This window comes from Streptomyces krungchingensis (assembly GCF_054729265.1).
Genome location: NZ_JBPUKY010000002.1, coordinates 418,070 through 443,353 on the forward strand (window position 1 = coordinate 418,070; position 25,284 = coordinate 443,353).

Genomic DNA, 25,284 nt, shown 5'->3' on the forward strand with positions numbered 1-25,284 from the left:
CTCCCTTCATCGTCCGGGCCAGACCGGCGGCCGCTTCTGCTGGAAGGCGAGTACGCCCTCCTTCGCGTCCTCACTGTCGAGCGCCGCCATCAGCGCCGGGGTACGGAGCTTGTGCGCGTCCTGCGGGGACAGTCCCGCGCCGCGCTGGACCATCTGCTTGATGGCGCGCAGTGAGGTGGGGGCGCAGGCGAGGACGTCGGCGACCCAGCGGTCGACGGCCTCGTCCAACTGCTCGGCCGGGACCACCTCGTTGACCAGGCCCATCGCCTGCAGTTCGGCGGCGGAGGCGCGGCGGCCGGTGAGCAGCAGGCCCATGGCCTGCGTGTGCGGCAGCCGGCGGACCAGCTGGAAGACCCCGCCGTCCAGCGGGATCCGGCCGACCCGGGGCTCGGTGAGACCGAACCGTGCGTGGTCGGCGGCGACGACGATGTCGCAGCCGAGGACCATCTCCATGCCGCCGCCGAGGGCGTAGCCGTTGACCCGGGCGATGACCGGCACGTCCAGGGTCGTGCGCAGGCTGAGGCCGCCGAACCCGTTGGGGTCGAGACCGGCCCAGTACTCCAGGCCGGTCTTGTCGACCGCGTCGGCGGACATGTCGGCGCCCACGCAGAACGACCGCTCTCCGGCGCCGGTGACGACCACCGCCCGCACCCCGGGGTCGCCCTCGATCTCGGCCCAGATCTCGTTGAGCCGCACATTGGTCTTCACGTCCACCGCGTTGAGCACGGCGGGACGGTCGATGGTGACCCGGGCGATGTGCCCGTCCCGCACGTAGCGGACCTCGTCGGTCATCGCAGGACCCCCTTCTCGCGGAGGAGTTCGATCTGCTCGGCGCTGTAGCCGAGTTCGCCGAGCACCTCGGCGCCGTGTTCGCCGAGCCGCGGTGGCACCCGGCGGACCTCGGCGGGCGCGGCGGACAGGTGGAGCGGTGCGTTGAGGGCCCGGATCCGGCCGGCGACCGGGTGGTCCATCTCGACGATCATCCTGTTGACCGCGGTCTGCTCGTCGTCGAGCGTCTGCTCCAGGCTGCGCACCGGGGCGCACAGGATGTCCTCCTCCTCGAGCCGTTTCACCCAGTACTCGGTGGAATTCCCGGCCACCGCCTCGGCGAAGATCCGCTGGAGTTCGGGACGGTGCGCGAACTGCAGGTCGAGGGTGGCGAACTCGGCGCGCTCGCCCAGGTCCTCGTCGAGTTCGAGGGCGCGGCTGATGTGGTGCAGCGGGTTCGCCTTGAATCCGCCGACCATGATCAGCGCGCCGTCGGTGGTGCGGAACACCCCGGTGAGCGGCATCGCGGCCCAGTTGATCTCGGACCCGCGGTTGAGCTGCTGGCAGGCCTCCTGCATCTGCATGTGGAGCATCGAGTCGTACATCGACACCTCCACCTTCTGTCCCTCGCCGGTGCGGTCGCGGTGCAGCAGGGCCAGCAGGATGCCCTGGAGCAGGTGCATGCCGGTGGTGTAGTCGGCCAGCGTGGTCGGGTAGAGGGTGACCGGGTCGTCGTCGGAGACCCGGCGCCACATCACCCCGCTGTACGCCTGGGCGATGGCGTCCTGCCCGCCCTTGTGGGCGTACGGGCCCTCGGTGCCGAAGCCGGTGCCGGAGGCCCAGATGATCCTCGGGTTGACGGCACGCAGCGCCTCGTGGCCGAGGCCGAGCCGTTCCATCACGCCGGCCCGGAAGTTGCTCACCACGACGTCGGCGGTGCGGACCAGCTCCTGGACGGCCTGGCGGCCCTCCTCGGTGCGGGTGTCGATGGCGATGCTGCGCTTGTTGCGGTTGATCGACAGGAAGATGGGGTTGTCCAGGCCGGCCGGGTCCGGGATCGAGGTCCGGGATATGTCGCCCGTGCCCGGCCGCTCCACCTTGATCACGTCGGCCCCGTAGTCGCCCAGCAGCTGGGTGCAGGACGGCCCCATGAAGACCTGTGTGAAGTCGATGACGGTGATGCCGGTCAGCGGCTGTGCGGCGGTGGTCATGCCACGGCCTCCTCGATCTGGTCGATGGTCGCGTTCTCCGCGGGGACGTCACCGGGGTCGGCGCCCTGCTCGCGCATCCGGCGCTGGATGACGGCCGGGTCGACGTCCCGGACCAGGACTCCCTGCTCCACCGCGGTGGCGGCGGCGATGCCGGCGGCCTGGCCCATGGCCATGCACGGCGGGATCTCCCGGGAGATCCGCTGTGCCTCGGGCGTCGCGGAGTAGTGCCGGCCGGCGACCAGCAACTGGTCGACGTCGCGCGGCAGCAGGGCCCGGTACGGGGTGTAGTAGTCGCGGCCGCGGGAGACGCTGTCGGCGAAGTGACGGCGGGAGGTGACGTCCTCCTTGGTGACCACGTACTCGCCCTGGAGCAGCCGGGTCTGTCGCACGCCCATCTGTTCGGCCACGTCGAGCAGATAGGCGTTCTCGAAGCCGGGCAGGTCGGTCTTGATGTGGTCGAGGACGGCGCCGATCCGGGTCCGGGCCTCGAACTCTGCCTCGGTGAGGGAGACCGGGTCGGTGCCGTCGAAGCCGGTCATGTGCGGGCAGTTGCACCAGACCACGCCGGGGACGGGCGTCTTGAGCCACCACAGTTCCCAGGCGCCGCCCAGCATCCGCTTGATCTTGCGGTTGATGGCGCGGGCCTCGCGCGGGTTCTCCTGCTCGAAGCGCTCGGCGGTCGCGGTGTCCACCCCGCCGAGCCGGAAGACCAGCGTGACCAGGTAGTTGTCCTGGGCGTAGGAGGCGCCGGCCCGGGAGGCCACGTCGATGTCCCCGGTGGTGTCGATCACCACGTCACCCATCACCGCCTGCGGCCCGGACTTGGTCTCGCAGACCACGCCCTTCACCGCGCCGTCCTGGACCACGGGCCGGGAGAACCAGCTGTGCAGCCGCAGGTTGACCCCGCTCTCGCGGACCAGGTCGTTGGAGACCCGCTTCCAGCCGTCGGGGTCGAAGGCGACGGCGTAGCAGACCGGCTTGGGGTTGGTGTGGGAGTGGAAGTCGAAGGCGCCCCACCGGCCCCACTTGGCCCACATCTCGGGGGAGGAGCGGCGGTCCTCGGCCGGCGGGTAGACGGCGAGACCGAGCTTGGCCATGCGTTCGACGTACTCGTCGACGACGCCGGTGACGGTGATCTCGTTCCCGTTGATCATGTCGTCGAGGACCAGAACCATGCCGCCGGAGGCCAGGCCGCCGAGGGCCGAGTAGCGCTCCAGCAGGGTCACGTCGGCCCCGGCGCGGGCGGCGGCCACGGCCGCGCTGACGCCGGCCGGTCCACCGCCGACCACGACGACGTCGGATCGCCGGACCACGGGTGCCTCGACGGCGTCGAGAGAGACGGTCTGGGGCATCTGAGTTCCTTTCAGCTCCCGACGCGGACGGCGCCGCGACGGAGGACGAGCACGTAGAGCAGGACGCTGAGCAGGCACAGGACCGCGCCGTAGACGGGGAACGCCCAGGCGGCGCCGATGTCCTGGAGCCACAGCAGGAGATAGGGGGCGGTGCCGCCGAAGCCGGCCACACCGATCGCGTAGCCGAGGCCGACGCCGGTGACCCGGCAGCTGGTCGGCATCAAGGTGGCGGCGACGGTGTTGTACAGGCCCATGGTGAAGGCCAGCAGCGGGGCGCCGACCAGCATCACCACGGTGAACACGGCCATGCCGGGGCGCTGGTAGGCGAGCACGATGAAGATCAGCGGCACCACGGCGAGCCGGGAGGCGATGAAGGTGCGGGAGATCCGGTTGCGGTCGGCGAGCCGGCCGACCAGGGGGTAGAGCGCGGCCACGCAGATCCCGGCGATGGTGGAGACGAGGAAGACGGTGTCCGGGTCCTCCAGGTAGGCGGAGCGTGCCAGGTTGGGCAGTCCGGTGGCCCAGGTGTAGTTGAGCGCCTGGGCGCCGGCCACCACGAAGACGATCGCCAGCAGCGCGAGCCGGTGCTGCCAGACCTCGGCCCAGACCTGGCCCACCCGGGCCGGTTCGGCCGGCTTGTCCTCCTGGCCGTGCAGGGTCTCCGGCAGGGCGCGGCGCAGCCAGAGGAAGACCAGGCCGCCGACGGCGCCGACCGCGAACGGGATGCGCCAGCCCCAGGAGGCCATGGCATCGGGAGCGATCACCGAGGTGGTGAGGAAGCAGACCAGTGACGCGCCGACGATGCCGGCCTGGACGTAGATGCTGATGACGGTGCCGAACCGGGCGGTCTTGCCCTCGGGGGCCAGCTCCACGATGTAGGCGGAGTTGAGGGGGGCCTCGATGCCGGTGGAGAGTCCCTGCAGGATGCGGCTGGCCAGCAGGATGACGCCGGCCCAGACGCCGATGCTCGCATGGCTGGGCAGGAGGGCGATGACCAGGCTGGACAGCACCATCGAGCCGATGGAGAAGAGCATGACGGACCGTCGGCCGATCCGGTCGGCGAGGGTTCCGAAGATGATCGCGCCGAGCGGCCGGGCGGCGAAGCCGACGGCGAAGACGGCGAGCGCGGACATGGTCTCGGAGACGGAGCTGCCCGAGGGGAAGTAGAGCGGGCCGATGTAGGAGGCCAGCAGCCCGTAGACCATCCAGTCGTACCACTCGATGGCGTTGCCGCCGCCGAGGGCCAGCAGGGCGCGGCGGTGGGAGAGGGAGTTTCCGGTGGCGACAGAGGATCTGTCGATGAGTGATGCCATGGTGGGGCACCTCATGGGGGAGGCGCACGGAACGAGGCCGTGCGGTACCGGCGCCCGGGCCGACGGCCGGGGCGTTGGGGACGGAACGGCGCGAGGCCTGTGCCTACCAGCTGGGCGGAGTGATGACCCAGATCGAAGTGGCGGGCTCGTCGCCGGGGTTGACGTACCAGTGCGGCGTACTGGAGGAGTACGTGATGGAATCGCCCGCTTCGAGCCGGTGACGGACGCCGTCGAGATAGACGTCCTTCACGCCGGAGAGGACGATGCCGAACTCCTCGCCGTTGTGCCGGAAGGGGCTGGCGCTGGTGTCGTGGCCCGGTTGGGTGACCACCCAGAGGACCTCGAGGGCGCCGTTGAGCGATGGGGTGAGCAGTTCGTAGCGGTCGCCGTCAGCGGGGTCCGAGCCGTGGAAGTCCAGGCTGCGGCGCTCGTGGGCACGGACGACGGGGCTGACCTGGTCCGCGAGATGGAACAGCCGCCCGATCGGGACGTCCAGACCGTGGGCGATCTGTACCAGGCTGGTGAAGGAGGGGTTGCCCTTCCCTCGCTCGACCTGGCTGATCAGTCCGGTACTGATGCCGGACCGGCGGCTGAGTTCGTCCAGGGTCAGATCGGCCTGCTTGCGCAGGGCCTTGATCTGGAGGCCGACCGTGGCGACCAGTACATCGAGATCCGGCCGGCCGTCCGGCATCGGTGCGTCGGTGTCGTTCACGGTCTCCACCTGTCCCTGGGGGCTGTGTCCTGCGACATATTGAAGACCTTCAGGATGATGAAAACAAGCCCCTGATGTTCATCTCCGTGACGCCGGGCGCGAGTCCGGCCCGGCGCGGGGAGGAATGCGCAGGCCAGGAGGGTGCGGCCCGAAGACGCGGAAGCCGCCCCGGCGCGAGCCGGGGCGGCGGTGAGGGTCGGGCGCGTGGCGGAGTCGATGCCGTTGAAAGCGTGGCGAGTCGGGGAATGGCGTCAGGAATCGGCCAAGGTCCGGGCGACGCCGGGAACGGTCGGGCGGCTGACGGAGTCGATACCGCTGAAGACTCGACACCTCCACCCCGCCGGAAGTCTTCGCCATGATCAAGCCCCGCCGGTGTCAACGACGCTCGTGATCAATACAGCTGGCGGTCGTCGGCTTCCCGCCGCACCTCCGCCACGTTCACGTCCTCGGTCTCCGGTGCCCCGAACGGCTCGGCGATCGCCCCGCCGTCGGTCAGGGTGACCTCCAACGCCAACTGGTTGCCCATCATGCGCAGGTCCAGCCTCACCCGGGGCGCGCCCGCACGGTCCGGCATCCGGTGGATCCGCGACGCCGGGTAGTCCAGGCCCATCAGCTTCTCGCGCATCGCCTCGTAACCGGTCGTCCTCGTCTTCCCGAACGCCTCACGGACGCGCTGCGCGTGCTCCTTGCCCATGCACGTGTCGATGCCGGTCAGGGGCACTTCCTTGACCGGTCCGCGCCTGGTGGGGTCCGGGCTCGTCGTCGCGGGGGCGGGATCATCCACGGGAACAGGTATGTCGCCCGCCTCGTTCGGAGTCCCGGGCGGGGTCTCGCCCGGCCCGTATCTCGGTGTCGACGACTCCTCCGCACCCGCCAGATCCTCCGGCTCGGGTACGTCGTCGATGCCGTCGGGGGAGTCAGGGGCGCACGTGTCCATGACGCGGGCCAGCACCGCGAGGAACCGGATCTCCGGATCGCCGCTGTCCGACAGGGCGTCCCGCCGCGCCGTCGCGGAGACGGCGCTTCCCGCGGGGGTCCGGTCGGCGGACGCGTCGAGCGTGCCGCACCCGGACAGGACCAGGCAGCCGAGGGCGGTCATCAGCACGGGCTTCTGGAGAGACATGGATCGCATGAACGCACCATGCAGGATGCCGTTCATCGCCCACATGAGTACGGGTACTCACCTGCCTCTGAGCTGGTACTCCGGTGCCTCGACCCAGCCGCGTCGTCGACGGCGCAGGCGTTCCCGCGACGGCGGAGCGCCGCATAGCGCTGCTGCTCACCGGCGGCAAGTCCCGCTCACCCAAAGGTGTGGTGACGTACGCCAGGAGTTCGGATCACGCTCGAACGGCGTAGTGTCATATGCCTGCCGCCCGGGGTCGGGGGACGACTCGCGGGGGCGAACAGGGGAGAGGACGGCATCCGACGATGGCGGGCAGAGGCACTGACTGGGGTGAACGGGGACTGTGCCGGACGGCCGACCCCGACGATCTGTTCGTCGAGGGCGCCGCACAACACCGCGCCAAGGCGCTGTGCAACGGCTGCACCGTGCGCACCGAATGCCTTGCCTATGCGCTGGATCAGCGCATAGAGCACGGCGTGTGGGGAGGCACGACCGAGCGGGAGCGCCGCGCACTGCTGCGCCGCCGCCCCATGGTCTCCTCCTGGCGGCATCTTCTGGAGACGGCGCGGTGGGAACACGAGCACACACAGGGCGCCGTGCCCGCTCGGACCAGGGCGAGTTGACGTCCCGGCACACAAGGGCGGATCGCAGGGCTTCGCCGACGAGCGTGGCCGCGGCCGGGGTGACAGGATCAGCGGGTGTCTGTGATGAACAAGCTGCAAATCAAGCCCGGTCAGAGCGTCGTCGTGCTGGGCAAGCCCGGTGATGTCCAGCTGGACGTCGAAGGGCAGGGTGCGGAGGGCGCAGCCACGGCCGACGCGGTGCTCGCCTTCGTGACCATGGCAGGCGACCTCGACGGGGCGGATGCCGGGGCGGCGCTGGCCGCCGCGCGGCGTGACGCGCTGGCCTGGGTGGCCTATCCGAAAGGCGGGCGACTGGGCACGGACCTCAATCGTGACTCCCTGGCCGCCCTGCTCGCCGAGCGGGGCGTGCGACCTGTGCGGCAGGTGTCCATCGACGACACCTGGTCGGCGCTCCGGTTCCGGCCCGCCGGCTGACCGCTGCCGACAGGGCGTGACATCGCCGCCGCCGTAGTCAGCCCTGCCGCACTTCGGTACGGCCCGGAAGCCGGCGCCTGCCGACGGAGCGCACGGTCCGCCCCTCACTCGGCCACCAACCAGAGCTGCGCGTACGGGAATTGGCGTACGCAGTCGGTGCGGCGGGGCGCACGTGTCCCGACGCCTCCGGCCGGGCAACCGAAGGACGATGCTGCACACATCATCGTCGCTGGTCACAGCCTTGCAGCGGTTCCTGGGCCGGAGCCCGAGCGAGGAATCGTGGCCGTTATCCTCCGCGTATGTCCCCAACTGCCGCGCAGCGCCTCCTGCGCAACGATCCGCGTACCGCCGACGTCGCGGCCCGCGAGACCGTCGCGCTTCCCCTCCGCAAGGCGGAGGCTCTGCTGCACACCCTGCGAGCCGGCGAGACGGTGCTGGCGCTCTACCACCAAGGACTGGGGTACGCGGCGCTCACCGAGAAGGCACTCGTCCTGCTCGGCGGGGACGCGCCGACGCGGGTTCCGAGGCCCCTGACGATCCTGCGCACAGCGTACGGGGCGCAGCGACGTGTGGACCTGTCCGTGACGGGGCGACGCATCACGGTGTGGGGCTCGCAGCTCGATGCGTCCGGCGAACTCGTCCAGCACGCCGGAGAACTGGTGCCCGGCTCTCTCGCCGCCGATCCCCGCACCGCCACGGCCGCCGCCGACGAGAACATCTCGCTGCCGGACGACCACAAGAAGGTGCTGCTGGCGGAACTCGAACCGGACGAAGTCGTGCGGTCGCTCTACCACTGCGGCTGGGGCTATGCGGCGCTCACCGACCGCGGACTCATCCTTCTTCGCCCTCTCCTGACGCCCAAGGCGTCCCGGGCGCCGAAGCCCCTGCGGATCCAGCGCCGTGCCCACGGCCTTCTCGACCGCGTCGACATCGTCGTCGACGGCACGGTGCGCAGACTGCACGGATCGAAGATCGACCCCAAGGGCGAACTCCTCGAAGCTGTAGGGCAAGTCCTGCCCGCCGACGCTCCCGTGCGTTCCAACAGCAAAGCGCGCTCGGTCACTTGGCTGCGCAGGCACCCCGTTCTCCTGGCCGCGGTCGTGGCCGGCACGCTCGTCGCAGGACTGAGCTCGGTCTCGAACGGACACGACGACCCGGCTCGGGCCGGGGCGGACACCGCACGGGCCGTGCCCGACTTCAGCGGAGCCTCCGTCACCACGGCCGTCGCGGACGCCCGGGCGCACGCATGGCTGAAGGTGTCGGTGGCCGATGCCTCCTCCGCCTTCCGGCCGGTGAAGAACACCGGGTCCGGCTGGCGGGTCTGCTTCCAGACGCCCTCGCGAGAGGAAACGGTCCGCCCGTCCGTGCGCACGCTGACGCTCTACGCGGTGCCGAAGCAGGAGGTGTGCCCGACACACCTCCTGGGCCCGCGCCGAGTCGCCATGCCGGACCTCGTCGGCAAGAGCCTCGATGAAGCCGACCGTGCCCTGGAGGCCCTCGACCTCGATCACCCGGCGATGCGGCACGCGTACACCGGCAAGCGCCTGGACAACGGCTCCCACGACCTCGACCAGTGGCAGGTGTGCCGCCAGCAACCGGAGCCCGGCACCGAGGTCCTGGTCTCGACTCAGGTCGGCCTGTGGCTGATCGACCCCGATGCCCCCTGCACCCGGCCGAGCCCCGAACCGACACCGAAGCCCGAACCGAAACCCAAGCCGAAACCGAAGCCGAAGCCCCGCCCCGAGCCGTCCCACGACTCCACTGCGGGCGGCTCCACGACGGGAGGCGGCACGAGCGGCGGCTCGTCCGGCAGCGGTGGCGCGACCGGTGGTGGCACGACCGGTGGTGGCTCGACCGGTGGTGGCTCCTCCAGCACGTCAGGCGGAACGACGGGCGGTTCCGGCAGCCAGTCCGGCATCCGGTTCGGGCAGTACTGCTCTCCCGTGGGCGCCACCGCGACCACTGCCGACGGACGCCCCGCGAAGTGCTACATGGGCAAGGACGGCCGGGCGCGTTGGGGCTACGACTCCAGCTGACATGAAGTCCCCGCACTCCGGGGCCGGGCTCCGTCGCGTGGTCGCTCGTGGGGTCGGGGCGCGCGGCGAGCAGCGGACACGGGCGCATTTGGTGTCGAACGAGAACGTATCGAGTGAATAGACGGCTGTAATGTGGCCGCATGACCGCCGAAGTGCCTCACAAGACCGTTTCATCGCGTGCGACCGACCGTCCCGGGGACACCTCGCCTTTCGCTCTCGGCCTGCTTCTGCGGCAGGCGCACTGGCGCGCGGCCACGGTGATGACGGAGGCGCTTCGGCCGCTCGGCATCGAGTTGCGGCACTTTGCCGTGCTGATCGTGCTGGTCGACCGAGGGCCCACGGTGCAGCGGGACCTGGTGGCGGCGACCGGCTCGGACAAGGCGGGAATCATGCGGATCGTCGACGACCTGGAGCGTAAGGGGCTCGCCGTACGCAAGGCCGTCCCGGGGGACCGGCGGGCGCGGGCGGTGGAGATCACGCCTCAGGGCGTCGAGCTCTTCGACGCGGCTCATGTGGCGGCGGCGCCGCTGGCCGACCGTCTGATCGCCGACCTGAAGCCCGGCGAGGCCGGGCAGCTGACGGATCTGCTGACCCGCTTCGCCTATCCCGCGGGTGGTCAGGCCTGATCGCGGCCGGGAACCCTTGCCTGCCGCCCGGGGGCACCTCGTCTCATGAATATGTCCTGGCGAACACGGCGTTGAGGAGTGGGGCCGCAGTGTCCATGCGCCTGCACCGGCCGCGGACGGGGGCGGAGTGTCTGTTCCCGCTCTCGAAGAGGGCCCGGGCGACGACGACGCCGTGTGATGTCGTGGAGCGAGGCATCACGCGGCGTCGGTGGTCCGGGCGTCAGGCGGCGATGCGCTCGGCGAGTTCCTTGGCCTTGGCGCCCGCGTCCTCGAAGGCGCGCTTGCGGGAGGCCTCGTACAGGGGGATCAGTTCGGACATGGCCGGATTGCGGGGGGCCATGGTGAGTTCAGGGACGATGAAGTCGAGTTCCAGGCCGAGGCTGCCCTCGAGGACTGCCTCCAGGTAGTTCTGTACGAACTCGTAACCCTCGCGAGGGGTGCCCGGTGCGTAGGAGCCGCCGCGGCTTGCGACGACGACGACCGGGGTGCCCTGGGCGGAGGGGTGCTCGCCCGAGGTGCGGCCCGGCAGGATCACATTGTCCAGCCATGCCTTGAGCGTCGACGGGATCGCGTAGTTGTACATGGGGGCGCCGATCAGGACGGCGTCCGCCTGCTCCAGTTCCTCGATGAGCTCCAGGCGTGCGGCGAACGCCGCGGACTGCTCCGGGCTGCGCTCCACCGGGGCGGCGGAGCCGGCGGACCAGGCGGCGGCGGTGATGTGCGGTACGGGGTTGGCGGCGACATCGCGGTAGATCACCGTGCCCTCCGGGTGCTGCTCCTCCCAGGTCCTGCGGAAGGCGGCCGCCACCGAGCGGGACGAGGAGGCCTCGCCGGGAAATACGGACGAGTCGATGTGCAACAGCGTGGTCATGACCTTCTCCAGATGAATGTCGCCCGAGGCGGTGTCCCGGGGCGGAGACGCGTGCTCGTCAAAGATAGTATTGAATGATACCGTTGCGAACAATACAGTCGAGCATGAGGTGGAGAGGTGGTCACGGTGACCGAGGAGCGCGGGTTAATGGACGTCTACGAGGCAGTCATGAGCCGACGGGCCGTGCGCGGATTCGCGGACCAGCCCGTCCCGAAGGAGATGCTGGAGCGCGTGCTGTCCGCCGCGGCCTGGGCGCCGTCCGGATCGAACCTCCAGCCCTGGCATGCGTACGTCCTCACGGGCGCGCCGCTGGCGGAACTCAAGAAGCGCTCCGGCGAACGGCTGGCCGCAGGGGACCCCTGGGACGAGCCGGAGTACGAGCAGTACCCGCCCGCGCTGAAATCCCCGTACCGTGAGCGCCGATCCGCCTTCGGTGAGCAGCGCTACGGCGCGCTGGGCATTGCGCGCGAGGACCTGGAGGCGCGTCAGCGGGCCGCCGCGGCGAACTGGGAGTGCTTCGGTGCACCCGCCGCTCTGTTCTGCTACATCGACCGTGACCTGGGGCGGCCCCAGTGGTCCGACGTCGGCATGTATCTGCAGACCGTCATGCTGCTGCTCCGCGCCGAGGGGCTGCACAGCTGCCCGCAGATGGCGTGGGCGAAGTTCCACAGGACCGTCGCGGAGGTCCTGTCGCCGCCGGACGGGCTCATGCTCTTCTGCGGCATGTCGATCGGGTTCGAGGACCGCGCGGTGGAGCACGCCCGTACCGGCCGGGCGCCGCTCGACGAGACGGTCACCCTCGTCGGCTTCTGACACCGGCCGGCCTCAGGCTCCTGACACCGCCCGCCCTCAGTCGACAGGCCTGCTGCCGGCGGACCGCTCGGCGAGGAAGGCCGCCGCCGGCGTCCCGTCCGACGCTGCCGGGAGGGTCGGTGGGTGAGGCGTTGCCCGGTGTGTTCCGATGGCGTGGTCGGGGCGTCCCCGGTGGGCGACGTGGAGGATCGCGGGGGAGGCGGCGAGCCTGTCCAGACCGAGAATGGCCGCCGCGCAGAGCAGGACCCAGGCCGCGAGGATGATCAGCCCGCTCTCGACGCCGTCGTTGTGGAAGTACGCCAGGCCGTTGAGTGCTCGCACACCGACGCCGGGCGGCATCACCGAGGCCAGTGGTTGCAGCCAGCCGGGCAGGAACGACGGCGGCAGGACTCCGCCGCTGGTCGCGTTGCCCATCACGAGCATGAAGATCGATCCCAGAGGGACGCCGAGCGGTCCGAAGAGGCGGATCAGCAGGACGGTTCCCGCCGCCACGGCGCCCGACATCAGGGTGACGATGCCCGCGATTCCCAGGACGGGTCCGGGGATGGCGCCGAAGGCCGCCCCTGCGACGAGGGCCGTGGCCAGCCCGCCGGCCACGGCGAAGAGCGTGAGGCTGCCCATGCGCTGGGTGAACGGAAGGCGCGGCGCCACCTGGTAGGTCATCTGGCCGAAGAGAAAGCCCGCGAGGACCAGGCCGAAGGAGGCGTAGAACACCGAAAGCCCCCGGCTGTCTCCCGGGGCGAGCGGGACGATGTCCTCCACATGGGCCTTCGGGCCGCCCGCACCGGGCTGGGGGTGGCCGAGAGGCGCCACCAGCGCCTGGACCGCGACTCCGTTCGCACCCGCGTACAGAAGCTGTGGCACGGAACCCGTCTGCACGTAGGCCGCATAGACCTTGCGGTGCTCGACGGCCGACCTGGCCGCGGTCTCGCCGGGATAGCGCTCCACCTGGAAGGCGTCGGGCGCCGTCCGCTGCAGTCTCACGTCGAACAAGGCGGCGTTCTTGTCGGACGCCACCACGGCGATGGGCAGTCGGTGGGCCGTGGGTGTGTGGAAGGCGGCGAGGAAGACACTGACGAACGCCAGACCCACGGTGAGCACTGTGATGACGGGTTTGAGGACGGCCGCCGAGCCGGTGAGGCCGGGCTTGTTCGGCGCGGCATCGGTCGGGATCGCCGCACGGTGCCGATGGCGCGTGCCGGGCTCGTGTCCTCCCGCGGCCGTGTTGTCGCTGATGATCTCGTGGTGCACTGACTTCCTTCGAAAGCGTCGACGGCCCGGGCGGCGGACGGTGGTCCGGGCAGTTCGTCACAGCATCGAAGGTCGGCGCCGGTCCCGGCATCACTCGTTCATGCCATTTCGGCCCGGACATTCCCCGGCCTCTCCCCGGACGCGATCTGCGCCGTCCGGAATAGATGGTTGAGAGTTCAACTTATTCATGTACATTGAGATGTGGAGGGCGCGGTCGAGCGCCGCTCCCTGACTCCCGGAGCCTGCGGCCGCTGTCGCGGTGTGCACCCGGCGACGATCCCCTGCTCTCTGTGCTCGCACAGGCAGCGCATCTCCGCATCCTCATTGTGGAATGATCAATCCTGAATGTTGGGAAGAGACCCATGCCTCACCTGCTCCACATCGACTCCAGTTCGCGCGGTGCCGACTCCCTCACCCGGCGGATCGGCGCTCAGTACGTCGCGGCCTGGCGGCGCAAGCACCCCGAGGGCACCGTGGCCTATCGGGACGTCACCGAGGACGTACCGGACCTCGTCTCCGCGGACTGGGTCACCGGTGTCTTCGGCCCGGCCGAGCACCACACCCCGCGGACCAGCGCCGCCGTCGACGCGGCCGCGACGCTCATCGCCGAGGTCGAGGCCGCGGACGTGCTGGTGCTCGGGGTACCGATGTACAACTTCAGCGTTCCCGCCGCCTTCAAGGCCTGGATCGACCAGATCTGCATGGCCGGCCGCACCTTCGCCTATGACGAGAACGGCCCGCGTGGCCTGCTCGCCGGCAAGAAGGCCGTGGTCGTCCGCGCATCCGGCAGCGACTTCACCGATCCTGCGTTCGCCGCCCTGGACCACCACGCCCCCTATCTGCGGGGTGTCCTCGGCTTCATCGGCATCACCGACGTGGAATTCCTCTCGGTCAACGGACCGGGCCGCGCACAGATCGAAGCGGGGCTGGTCGAGGCCGGTCGTGCCATCACCGCCTCGCTCGAGGTTCTCTGAGCCGCCGGACACGGGAGGCCCGCCGGCGTGACGGCCGAGAGAGCGCTGCTCCCGCTGAGCGCCTTCATCGGCCGCCGCGCCGCGCGAGGTCCGGGTGACGAAGCCGGGCCGGCCGCACCGTGTGTCCCCCCTGTGCATCGCATGATCGTGTGATGCCCGGGCGGGTCGGGACCGCAGGGGGCGGCGGGTGCACAGCACGTGTGTGCGTTGCCCCTGCGCCGGTCACGCTGCAGTGTTGAGCGAAGTAGTCGTGGAACGGAGAAGCCGTTGTCCGACCAGCCGTTGCGGGGGAGGGACACCGAGCTCACCCGCGTGCGGGATGTGCTGGACGGCGTCGCCCACGGACGTACCCGCGTGCTGTACGTGGAGGGCGCCTCCGGACTGGGCAAGACCCGGCTGCTCGCCGAGGCGGCGTCGCTGGCCACGGCCGCCGGCTTCGACGTGACGGAGACCCGGGCCGACGAGCAGGACAGTTATCGGGTCCTGGCACCGTTGCTCTCCCTGCTGCATCGCCTCGGCGCCGACCGGGACGGTGCCGACAGGACAGCCTGCGACGCGACCGACCCGATGCTCCGCCACCAAGTGCTGGAGTCGCTGGCACAAGAGCTCGAACGACGGGCCGGGCACACCCCGGTGGCGGTGCTCGTGGACGACGTCCACTGGGCCGATTCGGCGACCCTGGCCGCGCTGCGCACACTGCCACGGCGGCTGACCGGTTCCCCGGTGGCCTGGATCCTCGCCGGCGGGCCGACGTCGCGACTCGCCGTCGCACAGCCGAAGGACGATCCCGACACCGTGGTCCTGACCCTGGGCGCTCTCCCGGACAGCGCGGCGGCCGACCTGGCCGGTGACGTGCTCCACGCGCCCGTGGACGACAGCTTCGCCGGTCTGCTCGCCACAGCCGGGGGAAACCCCTTCCTCCTCACCGAACTCCTCCGCGCGGCCGTCGCGGAGGGCCGGTGCTCCGTATCGGGCGGCAAGGCCTCGCTCGCCGCATCGGCTGCCGAAGCCGTGCCGAGCCTGCCCGAGGTCGTCGCGCGACGTCTTGAACACATGCCGCCGGACAGGACCGACCTGCTCCACGCGGCCGCCGTGCTCGGCGTCGACTTCGAGCTGTTCGACGTGGCTCGGCTGCTCGGGCGAGGCGTGGGACGGCTTCTACGACCCGCGCAGGAACTGCTGCGCGGCGGCATGCTCATCGAGGCCGGGCCCAGGCTCGCGTTCCGCCACGATCTCGTGCGCCGGGCCGTCCACGACGGGATGCCCCTGCCCCTGCGCAGAGCCATGCACCGGGAAGCCGCCGACACCCTGCTGGCCCTCGGCCGACAACCTGAAGACGTGGTGCGCCACGTACTGGCGGGTGCCGCGCCAGGGGACGTCGCGGCCGCTCGCATCCTGCGCGACGCCGCTCAGGTCATGGTCGGCGCCGCACCGGACACTGCTGTCGAACTCGCCCTGGGAGCAGTCGGGTTGACACCGAGATCGGATCCCCGACGGACCCGGACACTCATCGAGGCCGTACAGACGCTCCGCGCCGCCCGGCGTACGCGGGAAGCCCTGGCCCTCGCGGACGAGGCCCTCGCGCTCGCGGTCACTCCGGCCGACGAGGCCCCCCTGCGGCTGACCGTCGCGGAGATCCACTTGGCGGCGGGACGCCACCCGGCAGCCCTGGACCAGCTGGACCGGGCACTGACGCTGCCCGATGTGCCGGCCGGCCTGCGATTGGCCCTGCTCAAGACCAAGGGCACCGCGCATGCCTTCCTGGGGGAGACCGACACCGCGGAAGCCATCGGACGCGACCTGGTGGACGCCGCCTACGAGGATCCTGATCCGGCCGTCGTCGCCGGCGCCATGCTCTTCCAGTCCCACACCGCACTGCTGCGCGGCCGGATCGCCCGAGCGGTCGATCTCGCGGAAGCGGCCGTCGAGCGCGCGGGGCACGCGGCCCCTGGCGTTGCATTGCGGCCGTTGCGCTTGCCGGGACTGTGGCTCGCCACCGTACTGACCTCGACCGAGCGGCTGACGGACGCGGAGACGCTGCTGCGCGAAGGGCAGACGCAGGCGGAGGCTTCCGGTGCCGTGTGGTCCCTTTCCGCATGGCACACCCGACGCGCCTGCCTGCTCCTGGAACGAGGCGAACTCGGAGACGCGGAAGCCGAGGCGGAGGCCGCTCTCACGGTCACGGAGGAACTGGAACTCGACACCGCCGACCGCACCGCCCACGCGGTGCTCGCCCTGGTGGCGCTCCGGCAGGGCGACCTGAGCCGCGCCGCGAGACGCCTCGCCGCCGCGGACGGGATCACCGCGGGCGCGGCGCCACGGCCCGACCCCTGGACGGTGTGCGCCCGCAGTCTGCTTCTCGCAGCGCAGGGGCACCCGACGGGCGCTGTGCGCGAAGGCGCCCGCTTCTACGAACAGGACGCCGCGGCAGACCTGTTGACGCTCCCTCCCGGGCTGTGGCCGCAACTCGCCTCCGTGGCGCTGCGCGCGAACGACCGGTCCCGGGCCGAGGCCCTTCTGGCGACTCTGGAGCACTTGTCTCCGCGGGATGTGTTCGACCGCGCGGTGGCCGCCTCGGTCACACATGTCCGCGGCTTGTTGCAGGCCGACCCCGAAGCGTTGGAGCAGGCGGCGAGGGGACATGAGCTGACCCAGCGGCCACTCGCCGCGGCCGACGCCGAGGAGGCGATGGCCGGCCGCGCCCTCGACGAGGGCCGGCCGGGGGAAGCGACCGCATCCCTCCAGCGGGCCCTGACCCGGGCGGCCGCCTGCAAGGCCACGGGAGACGTGCGACGTCTGCAGGCACGACTGGACCAGGTTGGCCTCCGTTCCGAGTCTCACCGACGCCGGACGGCAGTGGCGTCATCGGGCTGGGAGAGCCTGACCACCTCCGAACTGCGTGTCGTCCAGCTGGTGACCGACGGACTGACCAACCGGGCTGTCGCCGACCGGCTGCATCTGTCTCCGCACACCGTGAACTCACACCTGCGTCATGTCTTCGCCAAACTCGATGTGAACACCAGGGTGGAACTGACCCGCATCGCCTCGGCGCACACGTCCTCTCAGGCACCGCCCCAGCAGGAGTGACGCCGGCCGAAGGGAGCGCAGCCCCCATGGGGCGCTCTCCCTCGACCTGGCTGCTTCGGCACGCGGCACCTCTCGGCACAGTGTCCTGTTCTTGCTCATGCAATCCAGAACTCCTACCGTGCCGGTCATGGCAAGGAGCCGGGAGTTCGATGTCGACCAGGCGCTCGGGCGGGCCATGGACCTGTTCTGGGGCCGCGGCTATGCCGCGACCTCCCTGCAGGACCTCACCGCAGAACTGGGCATCGGCAGCGGCAGCCTCTACGCGGCGTTCGGCTCCAAGGAGCAGCTGTACGCCCGCGCTCTCGAACGCTACTGCTCGGCCTACGCCGGGGCGCTGATCGCGGAGCTGGAGTCGGCCCCGGACGTGCGCTCCGCACTGCGGGCGGCGCTCATCGCCATGGTCGAGGCGGACGTCCACGATCCGAGCCGGGGCTGCTTCCTGGTCAATGCCGTCACCGAGCGGCCCGCCGATCCGGCCACGACGGACAGGGCCACGGCGACGCTGCGTCTGGTCGAGGGCACCATCGCCGGCGCATTGGAGCGGGCGCAGGCGTGTGGCGACCTGCCCGCGGACAAGGACACCGCGGGGCTGGCCCGGTTCCTGACGACTTTCGTCCAAGGCCTGCGGGTGATGGGCAAGGCGCGCGCCGACCGGGCCTTTCTCGAGAGCGCGGTCTCCCATGCGCTGAGCGTCCTGGACTGATGCGCCGAGCGTCCTGGACTGGGCAGGCGGACGTATGTCCGGTCTCCGCGCGGGCGCGGGCGCGGGCGCGGGCGCGGGCGCGGGGGCGGGTCGAGGGTCGGCCGCCGGCGTGACCCGGCTCACTCCGTGAATGGCCTCGGTGCCGTCACAAAGCAGGAGCTTGGTCGGTCAATCACGCAAAACGGGCAAATGGCATCCCGTACCCCACCTCGCCCAGCCATGCAAGGAATCGCTGCGATGACCATGACCATGACGAACCTCGACTCGGTGACACTCGGTAAGCAGATGAGTGCGTCCGAGATATCCGACACCGCGGTCGCGCTGCTCGACGACCACGGCACGGTCGTCGGATGGACGCAGGCCGCCGAACAGCTCGTCGGCTACGCCGCGAGGGACGTCGTGGGACAGTCGGCCGCCCTCGTACTGCCGTCCTTCGGGGCAGCGCCGACGACATCGGCGTTCGTCGAGCGGTGTCGTGCCGAGAACGGCTGGTCGGGCGCGACGGCGGTGCGCCACCGGGACGGGCGCGTGCTCGACGTCAGCCTGCGGATGTCGAAGCTGGAGAAGCGCGACGGAAGACCATGGTGGCTCGCGTCCTTGGCCGACTTCGGCGAACGGTCCGGGGACCCGATGAACGGATCGGTCAGGGGACTGCTGCTCGCCCGCGCGCCGGTCGGCATCGTCATACGGGACCCGCAATTGCTTTGCACCGCGGTGAACGACGTGATGCAGAGCCACGACGGCCTTTCCCATGACCGGCGGCTCGGACGCCGGATCACCGATGCGCTGCCCGGCCCCAAGGCCGAAGCGCTGGAAGCGGTGATGCGGCAGGTACTGGAGAGCGGTACCACCCTGGTCCACGAGTACCGGACGTGGCTGCCCACGGGACCACATCGGGAGCACCCGTTCGCGGTCTCGTTCCAGTGCATCCAGGGCGCCGACGGACAGGCTCTGGGGGGATGCGTCATCAGTGCCGACGTCGTCGAGAGCCGGCGGGCGCGCGAGTGCCTCGCCACCCTCGGCGAGGCGTGCACGCGCCTCGGCAGCACGCTGGACGTGATGCAGACCAGTCAGGCGCTGGCCGAGCTCGCCGTGCCTCTGCTGGCGGACTACGCCGCCGTCGACCTGGAGCAGACAGTTGCGTTCGGCGAAGGGCCCCCGGCGCCTCACGGTCCGAAGGGCAAGCACCTTCCCGTCTTCCGGCGGGGCGGTCTCGCCTCGATCCACCAGGGCGTGCCGGAATCCTCCGCGGCGCGCGGTGAGCCGGTCCTGATGCCGCCCGCCTCACCGTTCACCGAGGTCCTGCGGACCGGGAGGTCCCGCCTGGAGTCGGTCCTGGACACCGCCTCGGGCACGTGGCTCGACCAGGCGCCGCTACTGGCGCAACGGATCCATGACAACGGCGTCCATTCGATCATGGCCGTACCCATCCGTGTCCGGCGCGCACTGCTCGGCGTGATGCTGTTCGTCCGCACCGAGAACCCGGCGCCTTTCCAGGAGGTCGATCTGCTCCTGGCCGAGGAGCTCGTCAGCCGCGCCGCGCAGTCGCTGGAGAACGCCCGTCAGTACGCTCGTGAGCACTGTGCGGCCCTCGCACTGCAGCGCCATCTGCTGCCGCACAAGCTGAGGGGCGGCACGGCGGTCGACGTGGCCTCCCGCTACCTGCCCGCCGACATGGACCACGGCGTGGGAGGCGACTGGTTCGACGTGATCCCGCTGTCCGGCGCCCGGGTGGGCCTGGTCGTCGGTGACGTGGTCGGGCACGGTCTCCACGCCGCCGCGACGATGGGCCGGCTCCGTACCGCGGTGCACACCCTCGCCGACATGGATCTGCCCCCGGACGAGCTGCTCGCCCACCTCGATGACACGGTCCAGCGCCTGGCCGGTGAGGACGACGCCCCGGACGGGGCCCCGGCGGTCGTGGGCGCGACCTGCCTGTACGCGGTCTACGACCCGGCCAGCCACCGCTGCACCATGGCGCGGGCCGGGCATCCCCTGCCCGCGATCGTCGACCCGCAGGGCCATGTCACCTTCCCCGACCTGCCTGCCGGGGCCCCGCTGGGCATCGGGCTGGGGGACCCCTTCGAGGCCGTGGAGGTGGAACTGCCCGAAGGAAGTCTCCTCGCCCTGTACACCGATGGCCTGATCGAGACCCGAGACCGGGACATCGAAGAGGGCATGCACCGTCTGGGCGCCGTCCTGTCACAGCCGGACCGCACGCTGGAGGAGCTCTGCGCCGAAGCGACGCAGTGCTTCCCGGGGCAGGCGCCCTGCGACGACGTCACTCTGCTCCTGGTCCGGACGCGCTCACTCGATCCGGCCCAGGTCGCCTCCTGGGAGCTGCCCAGTGAACAGACCGCCGCCCGCAACGCCCGGACCCTGGCAGCGGACCAGCTGAAGGTGTGGGGCCTGGAAGGTCTGGAGGAGTCCACGAAGCTGATCGTCAGCGAACTGGTCACCAACGCCGTCCGTCACAGGACCGGCCCCATCGGTCTGCGCCTGATCCGACACCAGGTGCTGACCTGCGAAGTGTTCGACACCGACGTCTGCTCCCCGCGTCCGCGTCGCGCACACACCATGGACGAGAACGGCCGCGGCCTCTTCCTGGTCGCCCAGCTGGCCCGCAGGTGGGGCTCCCGCCCGGTGTCGGGCGGCAAGGTCGTCTGGGCCGAACAGGAGCTTCCCGCCGGGGCCGGTCTCCGGTCGTCCGTGCCGACGGTCGATACCGCGTGCTGACCGGGCGGACGCCTTTACCCGTCGCTGCCCTACGGCGTGTTCGGCTGTCGGGGCCTGCCGCGACGGACACCCTCGACTGCATCCGGGCGGTCACGTCTTCGCGGACAGGGGAGGGAGCCGGTCATGACGATACGGTGCCCGGCAGATCCGGGCACCGTATGCGCGTCGCTCTTGTCATCGACTCAAGCTGAAGCACCTTGAGGCAAGGACTGGGCACTGCTCGGCTCTTGTCGGCGGATCAGGAACCCAGGCTCCTGCGCGTTCGGCCGTCAGCGCAGCGGGCGGAGGCCCGTGCGGACCTCATCGACGAACGACTCCGGCTGCTCCCAGGCGGCGAAATGTCCACCCTTGGGAACCTTGTTGTAGTGGATGAGGTTCGAGTAGGCCTTCTCGGCCCAGCTGCGTGGGGGCGTGTACATCTCCGTGGGGAAGACGCTGACCGCGGTGGGGAGCTTGACTCCCTTGGCGCCGAAGAACGAGATTCCGGCCTGAGCGTTCTCCCAGTACAGACGCGCTGCGGAGACCGCCGACCTGGTCAGCCAGAAGAGCGTGATGTTGTCCAGGACGTCGTCGCGCGTCAGCCCCTCAGGGTGATGCGCGAAGGACCGGGAGATCATCTCCAGGCTCTGCCAGTCGTGGTCGAGCATGAAGGCGGCGAGACCCACCGGCGAGTCGACGAGCCCGACCAGTGTCTGCGGGGCAGTGCCCATCTGGAAGGCGTAAGGGACGTCCGCGTACGCAGATCGCAACTGCTCGACGGCCTTGTGCTCCTCGGGAGTGAGCGACACGCCGGAGGGCAGCGGGGCGCCGCCCTCGATGGCGGCCATGACGTCGGCCGGTACCGCGTTGGCCATGTTGGTGTGGATGCCGATCAAGCCTTCTGGCTCCTGGGCAGCCATGACGTCTGTGACGATCGCTCCCCAGTCGCCGCCCTGCGCCGCGTACCTCGAATACCCCAGGCGCTTCATGAGTTCTGCCCATGCCCTTGCCATCCGCGTGGGGTTCCAGCCGGACTCTGCCGGCTTGCCGGAGAAGCCGTAGCCGGGCATGGACGGAACCACCAGGTGGAACGCGTCGGACGCGTCTCCGCCGTGAGCGGTGGGGTCGGTGAGGGGCTCGATGATCTTCAGCTGCTCGATGACCGAACCGGGCCAGCCGTGCGTGACGATGAGCGGCAGCGCATCCTCGTGCCGGGAGCGGACGTGGATGAAGTGGATGTCGAGACCGTCGATCTCGGTGATGAAGTGGGGCAGTGCCTTCAGCTTCGCCTCGACCTTGCGCCAGTCGTACTCCTCCGCCCAGTACCGGGCGACTTCCCGGAGTGTTTCGAGCGGCGTGCCCTGCGACTGGTCGGAGATGGTCTCCTTCTCAGGCCATCGCGTGTCCCTGATACGCCGACGCAGCTCCTCGAGCTCCTCGTCGGAGAACTCGAAGGTGAACGGCCGGATCGCCGTCTTGCCGGAAGTGACAGTCATGTGTTTCTCCATGGCGCCCGAAGGGTCGGGCGGGTGACAGATGCTTTCCGCGCCGGCCTCGCACGTCTCATCGCCCGGAATGACCTCTGGTCTTTCCGGGCGGGTGGCACAGAGTCGTGAGGACAACCCTGTTTCCCGGCGCCATCTCATGATGTATCTGGCCTGTCGCACCGGTAATCGGTCACATGACCTCCATTCCCGGGGGAGAAGTCGGTCTCCCTAGGTCACGTGACGGGGTCGGCCGAGTCCTTGGGCTATCGGTCTCTCATGAGGGACCGGGATTCCAGGGCGTCTCTCAGCATGGCGCGGGACGTGATGCCGAGCTTGGGGTAGACCTGATAGAGGTGGGCGCCGACGGTCCTGTGTGAGATGAACAATCGTTCCGCCACCTGTTTGTTGGTCAGTCCGGAGGCTGCCAGCCGGGCGATCTCCAGCTCCTGCGCGGTAAGGGAATGCTCCTTCGGAAATCCGGTCGGCCGCTTGCCCTGCCCAGCAGCCCGAAGTTCGGCCTCGGCACGGGCAGTCCAGGGCCGTGCCCCGAGATGCTCGAAAATGGAGAGTGCGGTGCTGAGTGGAGCCCGGGACTGGGCTGTTGCTCTGACGCGGCGCAGCCGTTCGCCATAGGCGAGTTGGACGCGCGCGTAGTCGAACGGCCAGCGCTCGGCGCCGGAAACGGCGAGTGCGCGGGCGAACATCCGCAGAGCGTCGTCGTCGTCCGCGGTGCACAGAGCGGCAGCGGCCTCCATGAGCAGGGCGTGCCGTGAAGAAATCGCTGCCACGCCGGCCTGTCGCATGGCACGGACGTGGGCGGCCGCCTCTGCATGACGGTCGGTCCTGACGGCCGCCTCCACGAGGTCCATCGTCACCCACAACGCGTGAGGCACGTGCGAGGGAAGGCTCCCCGCCGGGCTGACGGAGTTGGTGTGCTGGTAGGCGAGGGGGAAGTCACCACGTCCCAGGGCCGCGAGAGCGGCAGCGTGATACCCGTAGTGCGCGGCGCTCAACGCTCCGCGGGGCACGGCCCAGCGGATGATCCGTTCTGCTGCCGCTTCGGCCTGGTCGGCGGTTCCGCGTGCGGCTGCGAGCATGGCCTGCACGTAGAGGAAATACCAGGAGAAGCCGCTGTAGGCGTGGGCTTCGCACAGCCGGACACCCTCGTCCGCCAGTCGGGCCGCTTCGTCCCACAGCCCGGTGAGATAGCTGTCCAGGCACAGGTGGATCAGCGCGGACAGGTAGCGCCGGGCCGGGCCGCCGTCACGCCCCATGCGCACTACTCGCCATGCGGCCTCGCGGACGTCGCTGAGCCGGTCCAGGTAAACCGCGACCGCACCGGTGCGCGTGATCCGAACGGGGTCGGTCGTGCCGGTCAAGTCCCCGACGAGCGCGTCGAGTTCCTCATGCGCCGCGAGGGCGGTGCGGGCCGGGTCCGCGACTGCCTTGCCCAACGCCGAGAGAATGAGAGGTGCCTGGGGTCTCAGCTGTTCCAGTGCCTTGTGATACGGCTGCCACAGTTCCGGGCGTGCGCCGAAGAAGCAGACCAGGGCCAGTGTGTGAAGGGCGTCTCCGAGTGCCTTGTCGCACGCCTCATGACCATGGACTCCGGCCTCGATGGCGCAGACCAGCAAGCGGTGGGCGGTGTCGATGTCGCCGTCGCGGTTGAGGATGAGGAGCGCGGTGGCCGCAGCCGTGTGGAGGGCGCTCGCAGGGTCCGACGGTGTGTGCCTGGCGTCGTCGAGGAGCTGTTGTGCGCTGGAGAGGGCACCAGTGGATTCCGCCCCGATGTAGGCGGCTTCGGCGAGCCGGCGGCCGCGGTCGGACCCGTGCGGAGTGAGGTCTGCCGACCGGATCAGAGTCCGCATCCCGCCCACCGCGTCGCCACGGCGCAGGGTGATGCGCGCCGCATCCTCCAGCAGGGTTGCCACCTCCTCGTTCGGTTCCACCGTGGCCTCGCCCAGATGCCAGGCCCGCCGCTCGGGCCGGCCGGCCAGGACGTGGGCGAGCGCTGCGTGCACGGCACGTCGTTCACTGCTCGCGGAGCGTTCCACGACAGCGGAACGGATGAGCGGATGACGGAAGCGCAGTCGCCTGGCCTCTTCGTCGATGTGCACCAGCTGGTCGTGCTCGGCCGAGGCCAGGTCGTCCAAGCCGTATCCGTCGTCTGTGTGGCGTGAGGCCGCCTGCAGCACACCGAGATCGCCGGTGCCCTCCAGTGCGGCCATCAGCAGGAGACGCTGTGACGCGCGGGGGAGCGCAGCGATCCGGGAGCCGAAGACCATTTCCAGACGCCGACTGAGCGGCAGTACAGCGGGAACTGCCTCGGCGGCGGGGGTGTGCATCGCGGGGAGTGCTGTCGGCAGTTCGAGAAGGGCCAGCGGGTTGCCGCTCGCCACGGCCAGCAGGCGTCGGCGCGCACTGGCCACGAGGTTCGGGAACCGCGCGCCGACCAGTTGGGCCGCCGATGCTTCGTCCAGGGGCTGCAGCCTGTATTCGGGCAGGGCGCCACCGGTGAGCAGGCTCCGGGACTCGGTGCGTGACGCTGCGAGCAGGCTCACGCCGGTGCCCGTCACGCGCCGCGCGACGAAGCCCAGTACGGCAGCGCTCTCCCGGTCGAGCCACGGGGCATCGTCCACGACCACAAGGAGCGGCGCGCGGGCGGCGACGGCTCGCAGCAACAGCAGTACGGCGTTGGAAACGACGAGGCGCTCCAGCGGGGGTCCGCTGTCGAAACCGAGCGCGACGTGCAGGGCGTCACGGAACGGTGTGTCCAGGTCGGCCATCGCGTCCTGGAGGGGAAAGAGGATCTGGTGCAGGCTCGAGTAGCTGCAGTTGGCCTCGAACTCCGCGCCGGCGGCCGGCAGAACCTGAGCCCCCTGCGCGCGGGCGGACTCGGCCAGGGCATTCAGCATTTCTGTCTTGCCCACGCCAGCGTCTCCCGAAAGCAGCAGCGCTCCGCCTCCGGTCCCGAGCCTCACCAGATCGCGGATCTGGTGCAGGTCGTTGTCGCGGCCGACCAAGGCATCGGCTCTGCTCTGCTCCGAGTGGGGACTACTGATCACCGTGTGCTCCAGTCATGGGCGCCAGCCGGCGCTCGCCGAACAGTGCGTCGCAGGTGGCCTTCTCGGTATGGGGTGCGGACGCCGTGCAACGCTCGGAGCGCAAGAAGGGACGGCGCGTG

The 25,284-nt window shown here is 70.3% G+C and carries 19 protein-coding genes; 9 read left to right on the plus strand and 10 right to left on the minus strand.

The features are described from left to right. Positions 1 to 6: 6 nt before the first annotated feature. From ACSYGO_RS42565 to ACSYGO_RS42590, 6 genes are all read right to left on the minus strand, one after another. Positions 7 to 792 (minus strand): enoyl-CoA hydratase-related protein, encoded by a 786-nt coding sequence (locus ACSYGO_RS42565; protein ID WP_432175290.1) that lies wholly within the window; start codon positions 790 to 792, stop codon positions 7 to 9. Next, the gene (locus tag ACSYGO_RS42570) at positions 789 to 1,979 is read right to left on the minus strand and encodes a CaiB/BaiF CoA transferase family protein (protein ID WP_426675263.1); all 1,191 of its coding nucleotides are present in this window, start codon (positions 1,977 to 1,979) and stop codon (positions 789 to 791) included. The genes ACSYGO_RS42565 and ACSYGO_RS42570 overlap by 4 nt, the downstream gene beginning before the upstream one ends. After that, positions 1,976 to 3,331 (minus strand): FAD-dependent oxidoreductase, encoded by a 1,356-nt coding sequence (locus tag ACSYGO_RS42575; RefSeq protein ID WP_426675262.1) that lies wholly within the window; start codon positions 3,329 to 3,331, stop codon positions 1,976 to 1,978. Before ACSYGO_RS42575 ends, ACSYGO_RS42570 begins: the two co-directional genes overlap by 4 nt. Positions 3,332 to 3,342: 11 nt before the next feature. Continuing rightward, complete coding sequence (locus ACSYGO_RS42580; RefSeq protein WP_426675261.1) at positions 3,343 to 4,644, minus strand: MFS transporter; 1,302 nt, start codon at positions 4,642 to 4,644, stop codon at positions 3,343 to 3,345. A gap of 103 nt (positions 4,645 to 4,747) precedes the next feature. Continuing rightward, the gene (locus ACSYGO_RS42585; protein WP_426675260.1) at positions 4,748 to 5,356 is read right to left on the minus strand and encodes a helix-turn-helix domain-containing protein; all 609 of its coding nucleotides are present in this window, start codon (positions 5,354 to 5,356) and stop codon (positions 4,748 to 4,750) included. A gap of 391 nt (positions 5,357 to 5,747) precedes the next feature. Next, the gene (locus ACSYGO_RS42590) at positions 5,748 to 6,488 is read right to left on the minus strand and encodes a hypothetical protein (RefSeq protein WP_460390004.1); all 741 of its coding nucleotides are present in this window, start codon (positions 6,486 to 6,488) and stop codon (positions 5,748 to 5,750) included. Between the two features lie 230 nt (positions 6,489 to 6,718). Between ACSYGO_RS42590 and ACSYGO_RS42595 the strand changes: the two genes are divergently transcribed. From ACSYGO_RS42595 to ACSYGO_RS42610, 4 genes are all read left to right on the plus strand, one after another. Next, a complete protein-coding gene (locus tag ACSYGO_RS42595; RefSeq protein WP_426675258.1) occupies positions 6,719 to 7,102 on the plus strand; it encodes a WhiB family transcriptional regulator in 384 nt (127 codons plus the stop codon). Positions 7,103 to 7,186: 84 nt separating this feature from the next. Then, the gene (locus ACSYGO_RS42600; RefSeq protein ID WP_460390005.1) at positions 7,187 to 7,537 is read left to right on the plus strand and encodes a hypothetical protein; all 351 of its coding nucleotides are present in this window, start codon (positions 7,187 to 7,189) and stop codon (positions 7,535 to 7,537) included. 299 nt (positions 7,538 to 7,836) lie between these two features. Beyond that, entirely contained in the window at positions 7,837 to 9,573 is a 1,737-nt protein-coding gene (locus ACSYGO_RS42605) for a PASTA domain-containing protein (protein ID WP_460390006.1), read from the plus strand. Positions 9,574 to 9,713: 140 nt separating this feature from the next. Then, positions 9,714 to 10,199: a MarR family winged helix-turn-helix transcriptional regulator gene (locus ACSYGO_RS42610; protein ID WP_426675255.1), complete on the plus strand. Its 486-nt coding sequence runs from the start codon at positions 9,714 to 9,716 to the stop codon at positions 10,197 to 10,199. A gap of 220 nt (positions 10,200 to 10,419) precedes the next feature. Here the strand turns inward: ACSYGO_RS42610 and ACSYGO_RS42615 are convergent, their stop codons facing one another. After that, entirely contained in the window at positions 10,420 to 11,070 is a 651-nt protein-coding gene (locus ACSYGO_RS42615) for an FMN-dependent NADH-azoreductase (RefSeq protein ID WP_426675254.1), read from the minus strand. A 147-nt stretch (positions 11,071 to 11,217) separates the two neighbouring features. On the opposite strand from ACSYGO_RS42615, the gene ACSYGO_RS42620 reads away from it, so the two are divergent. Next, positions 11,218 to 11,883, plus strand: coding sequence for a nitroreductase (locus ACSYGO_RS42620; RefSeq protein ID WP_460390422.1), 666 nt, complete (start codon positions 11,218 to 11,220; stop codon positions 11,881 to 11,883). A 36-nt stretch (positions 11,884 to 11,919) separates the two neighbouring features. Here the strand turns inward: ACSYGO_RS42620 and ACSYGO_RS42625 are convergent, their stop codons facing one another. Then, on the minus strand, positions 11,920 to 13,134 hold the full coding sequence (locus ACSYGO_RS42625; RefSeq protein WP_460390007.1) for an ABC-2 transporter permease: 1,215 nt from the start codon (positions 13,132 to 13,134) through the stop codon (positions 11,920 to 11,922). A 362-nt stretch (positions 13,135 to 13,496) separates the two neighbouring features. On the opposite strand from ACSYGO_RS42625, the gene ACSYGO_RS42630 reads away from it, so the two are divergent. The 4 genes from ACSYGO_RS42630 (at position 13,497) to ACSYGO_RS42645 (ending at position 20,634) form a co-directional block, all read left to right on the plus strand. Next, positions 13,497 to 14,108, plus strand: a complete 612-nt coding sequence (locus ACSYGO_RS42630; protein WP_426675252.1) for an FMN-dependent NADH-azoreductase — start codon at positions 13,497 to 13,499, stop codon at positions 14,106 to 14,108. A gap of 267 nt (positions 14,109 to 14,375) precedes the next feature. Continuing rightward, positions 14,376 to 17,195, plus strand: coding sequence for a helix-turn-helix transcriptional regulator (locus ACSYGO_RS42635; protein ID WP_426675251.1), 2,820 nt, complete (start codon positions 14,376 to 14,378; stop codon positions 17,193 to 17,195). Positions 17,196 to 17,322: 127 nt separating this feature from the next. Then, a complete protein-coding gene (locus ACSYGO_RS42640; protein WP_460390008.1) occupies positions 17,323 to 17,898 on the plus strand; it encodes a TetR/AcrR family transcriptional regulator in 576 nt (191 codons plus the stop codon). 237 nt (positions 17,899 to 18,135) lie between these two features. Beyond that, the gene (locus ACSYGO_RS42645; protein WP_460390009.1) at positions 18,136 to 20,634 is read left to right on the plus strand and encodes a SpoIIE family protein phosphatase; all 2,499 of its coding nucleotides are present in this window, start codon (positions 18,136 to 18,138) and stop codon (positions 20,632 to 20,634) included. Positions 20,635 to 20,903: 269 nt separating this feature from the next. On the opposite strand, the gene ACSYGO_RS42650 is transcribed toward ACSYGO_RS42645, so the two are convergent. Both ACSYGO_RS42650 and ACSYGO_RS42655 read right to left on the minus strand, forming a co-directional pair. Next, complete coding sequence (locus ACSYGO_RS42650; RefSeq protein WP_426675248.1) at positions 20,904 to 22,109, minus strand: epoxide hydrolase family protein; 1,206 nt, start codon at positions 22,107 to 22,109, stop codon at positions 20,904 to 20,906. Positions 22,110 to 22,363: 254 nt separating this feature from the next. Next, positions 22,364 to 25,165, minus strand: a complete 2,802-nt coding sequence (locus tag ACSYGO_RS42655; protein WP_460390010.1) for a helix-turn-helix transcriptional regulator — start codon at positions 25,163 to 25,165, stop codon at positions 22,364 to 22,366. Positions 25,166 to 25,284: the final 119 nt, after the last annotated feature.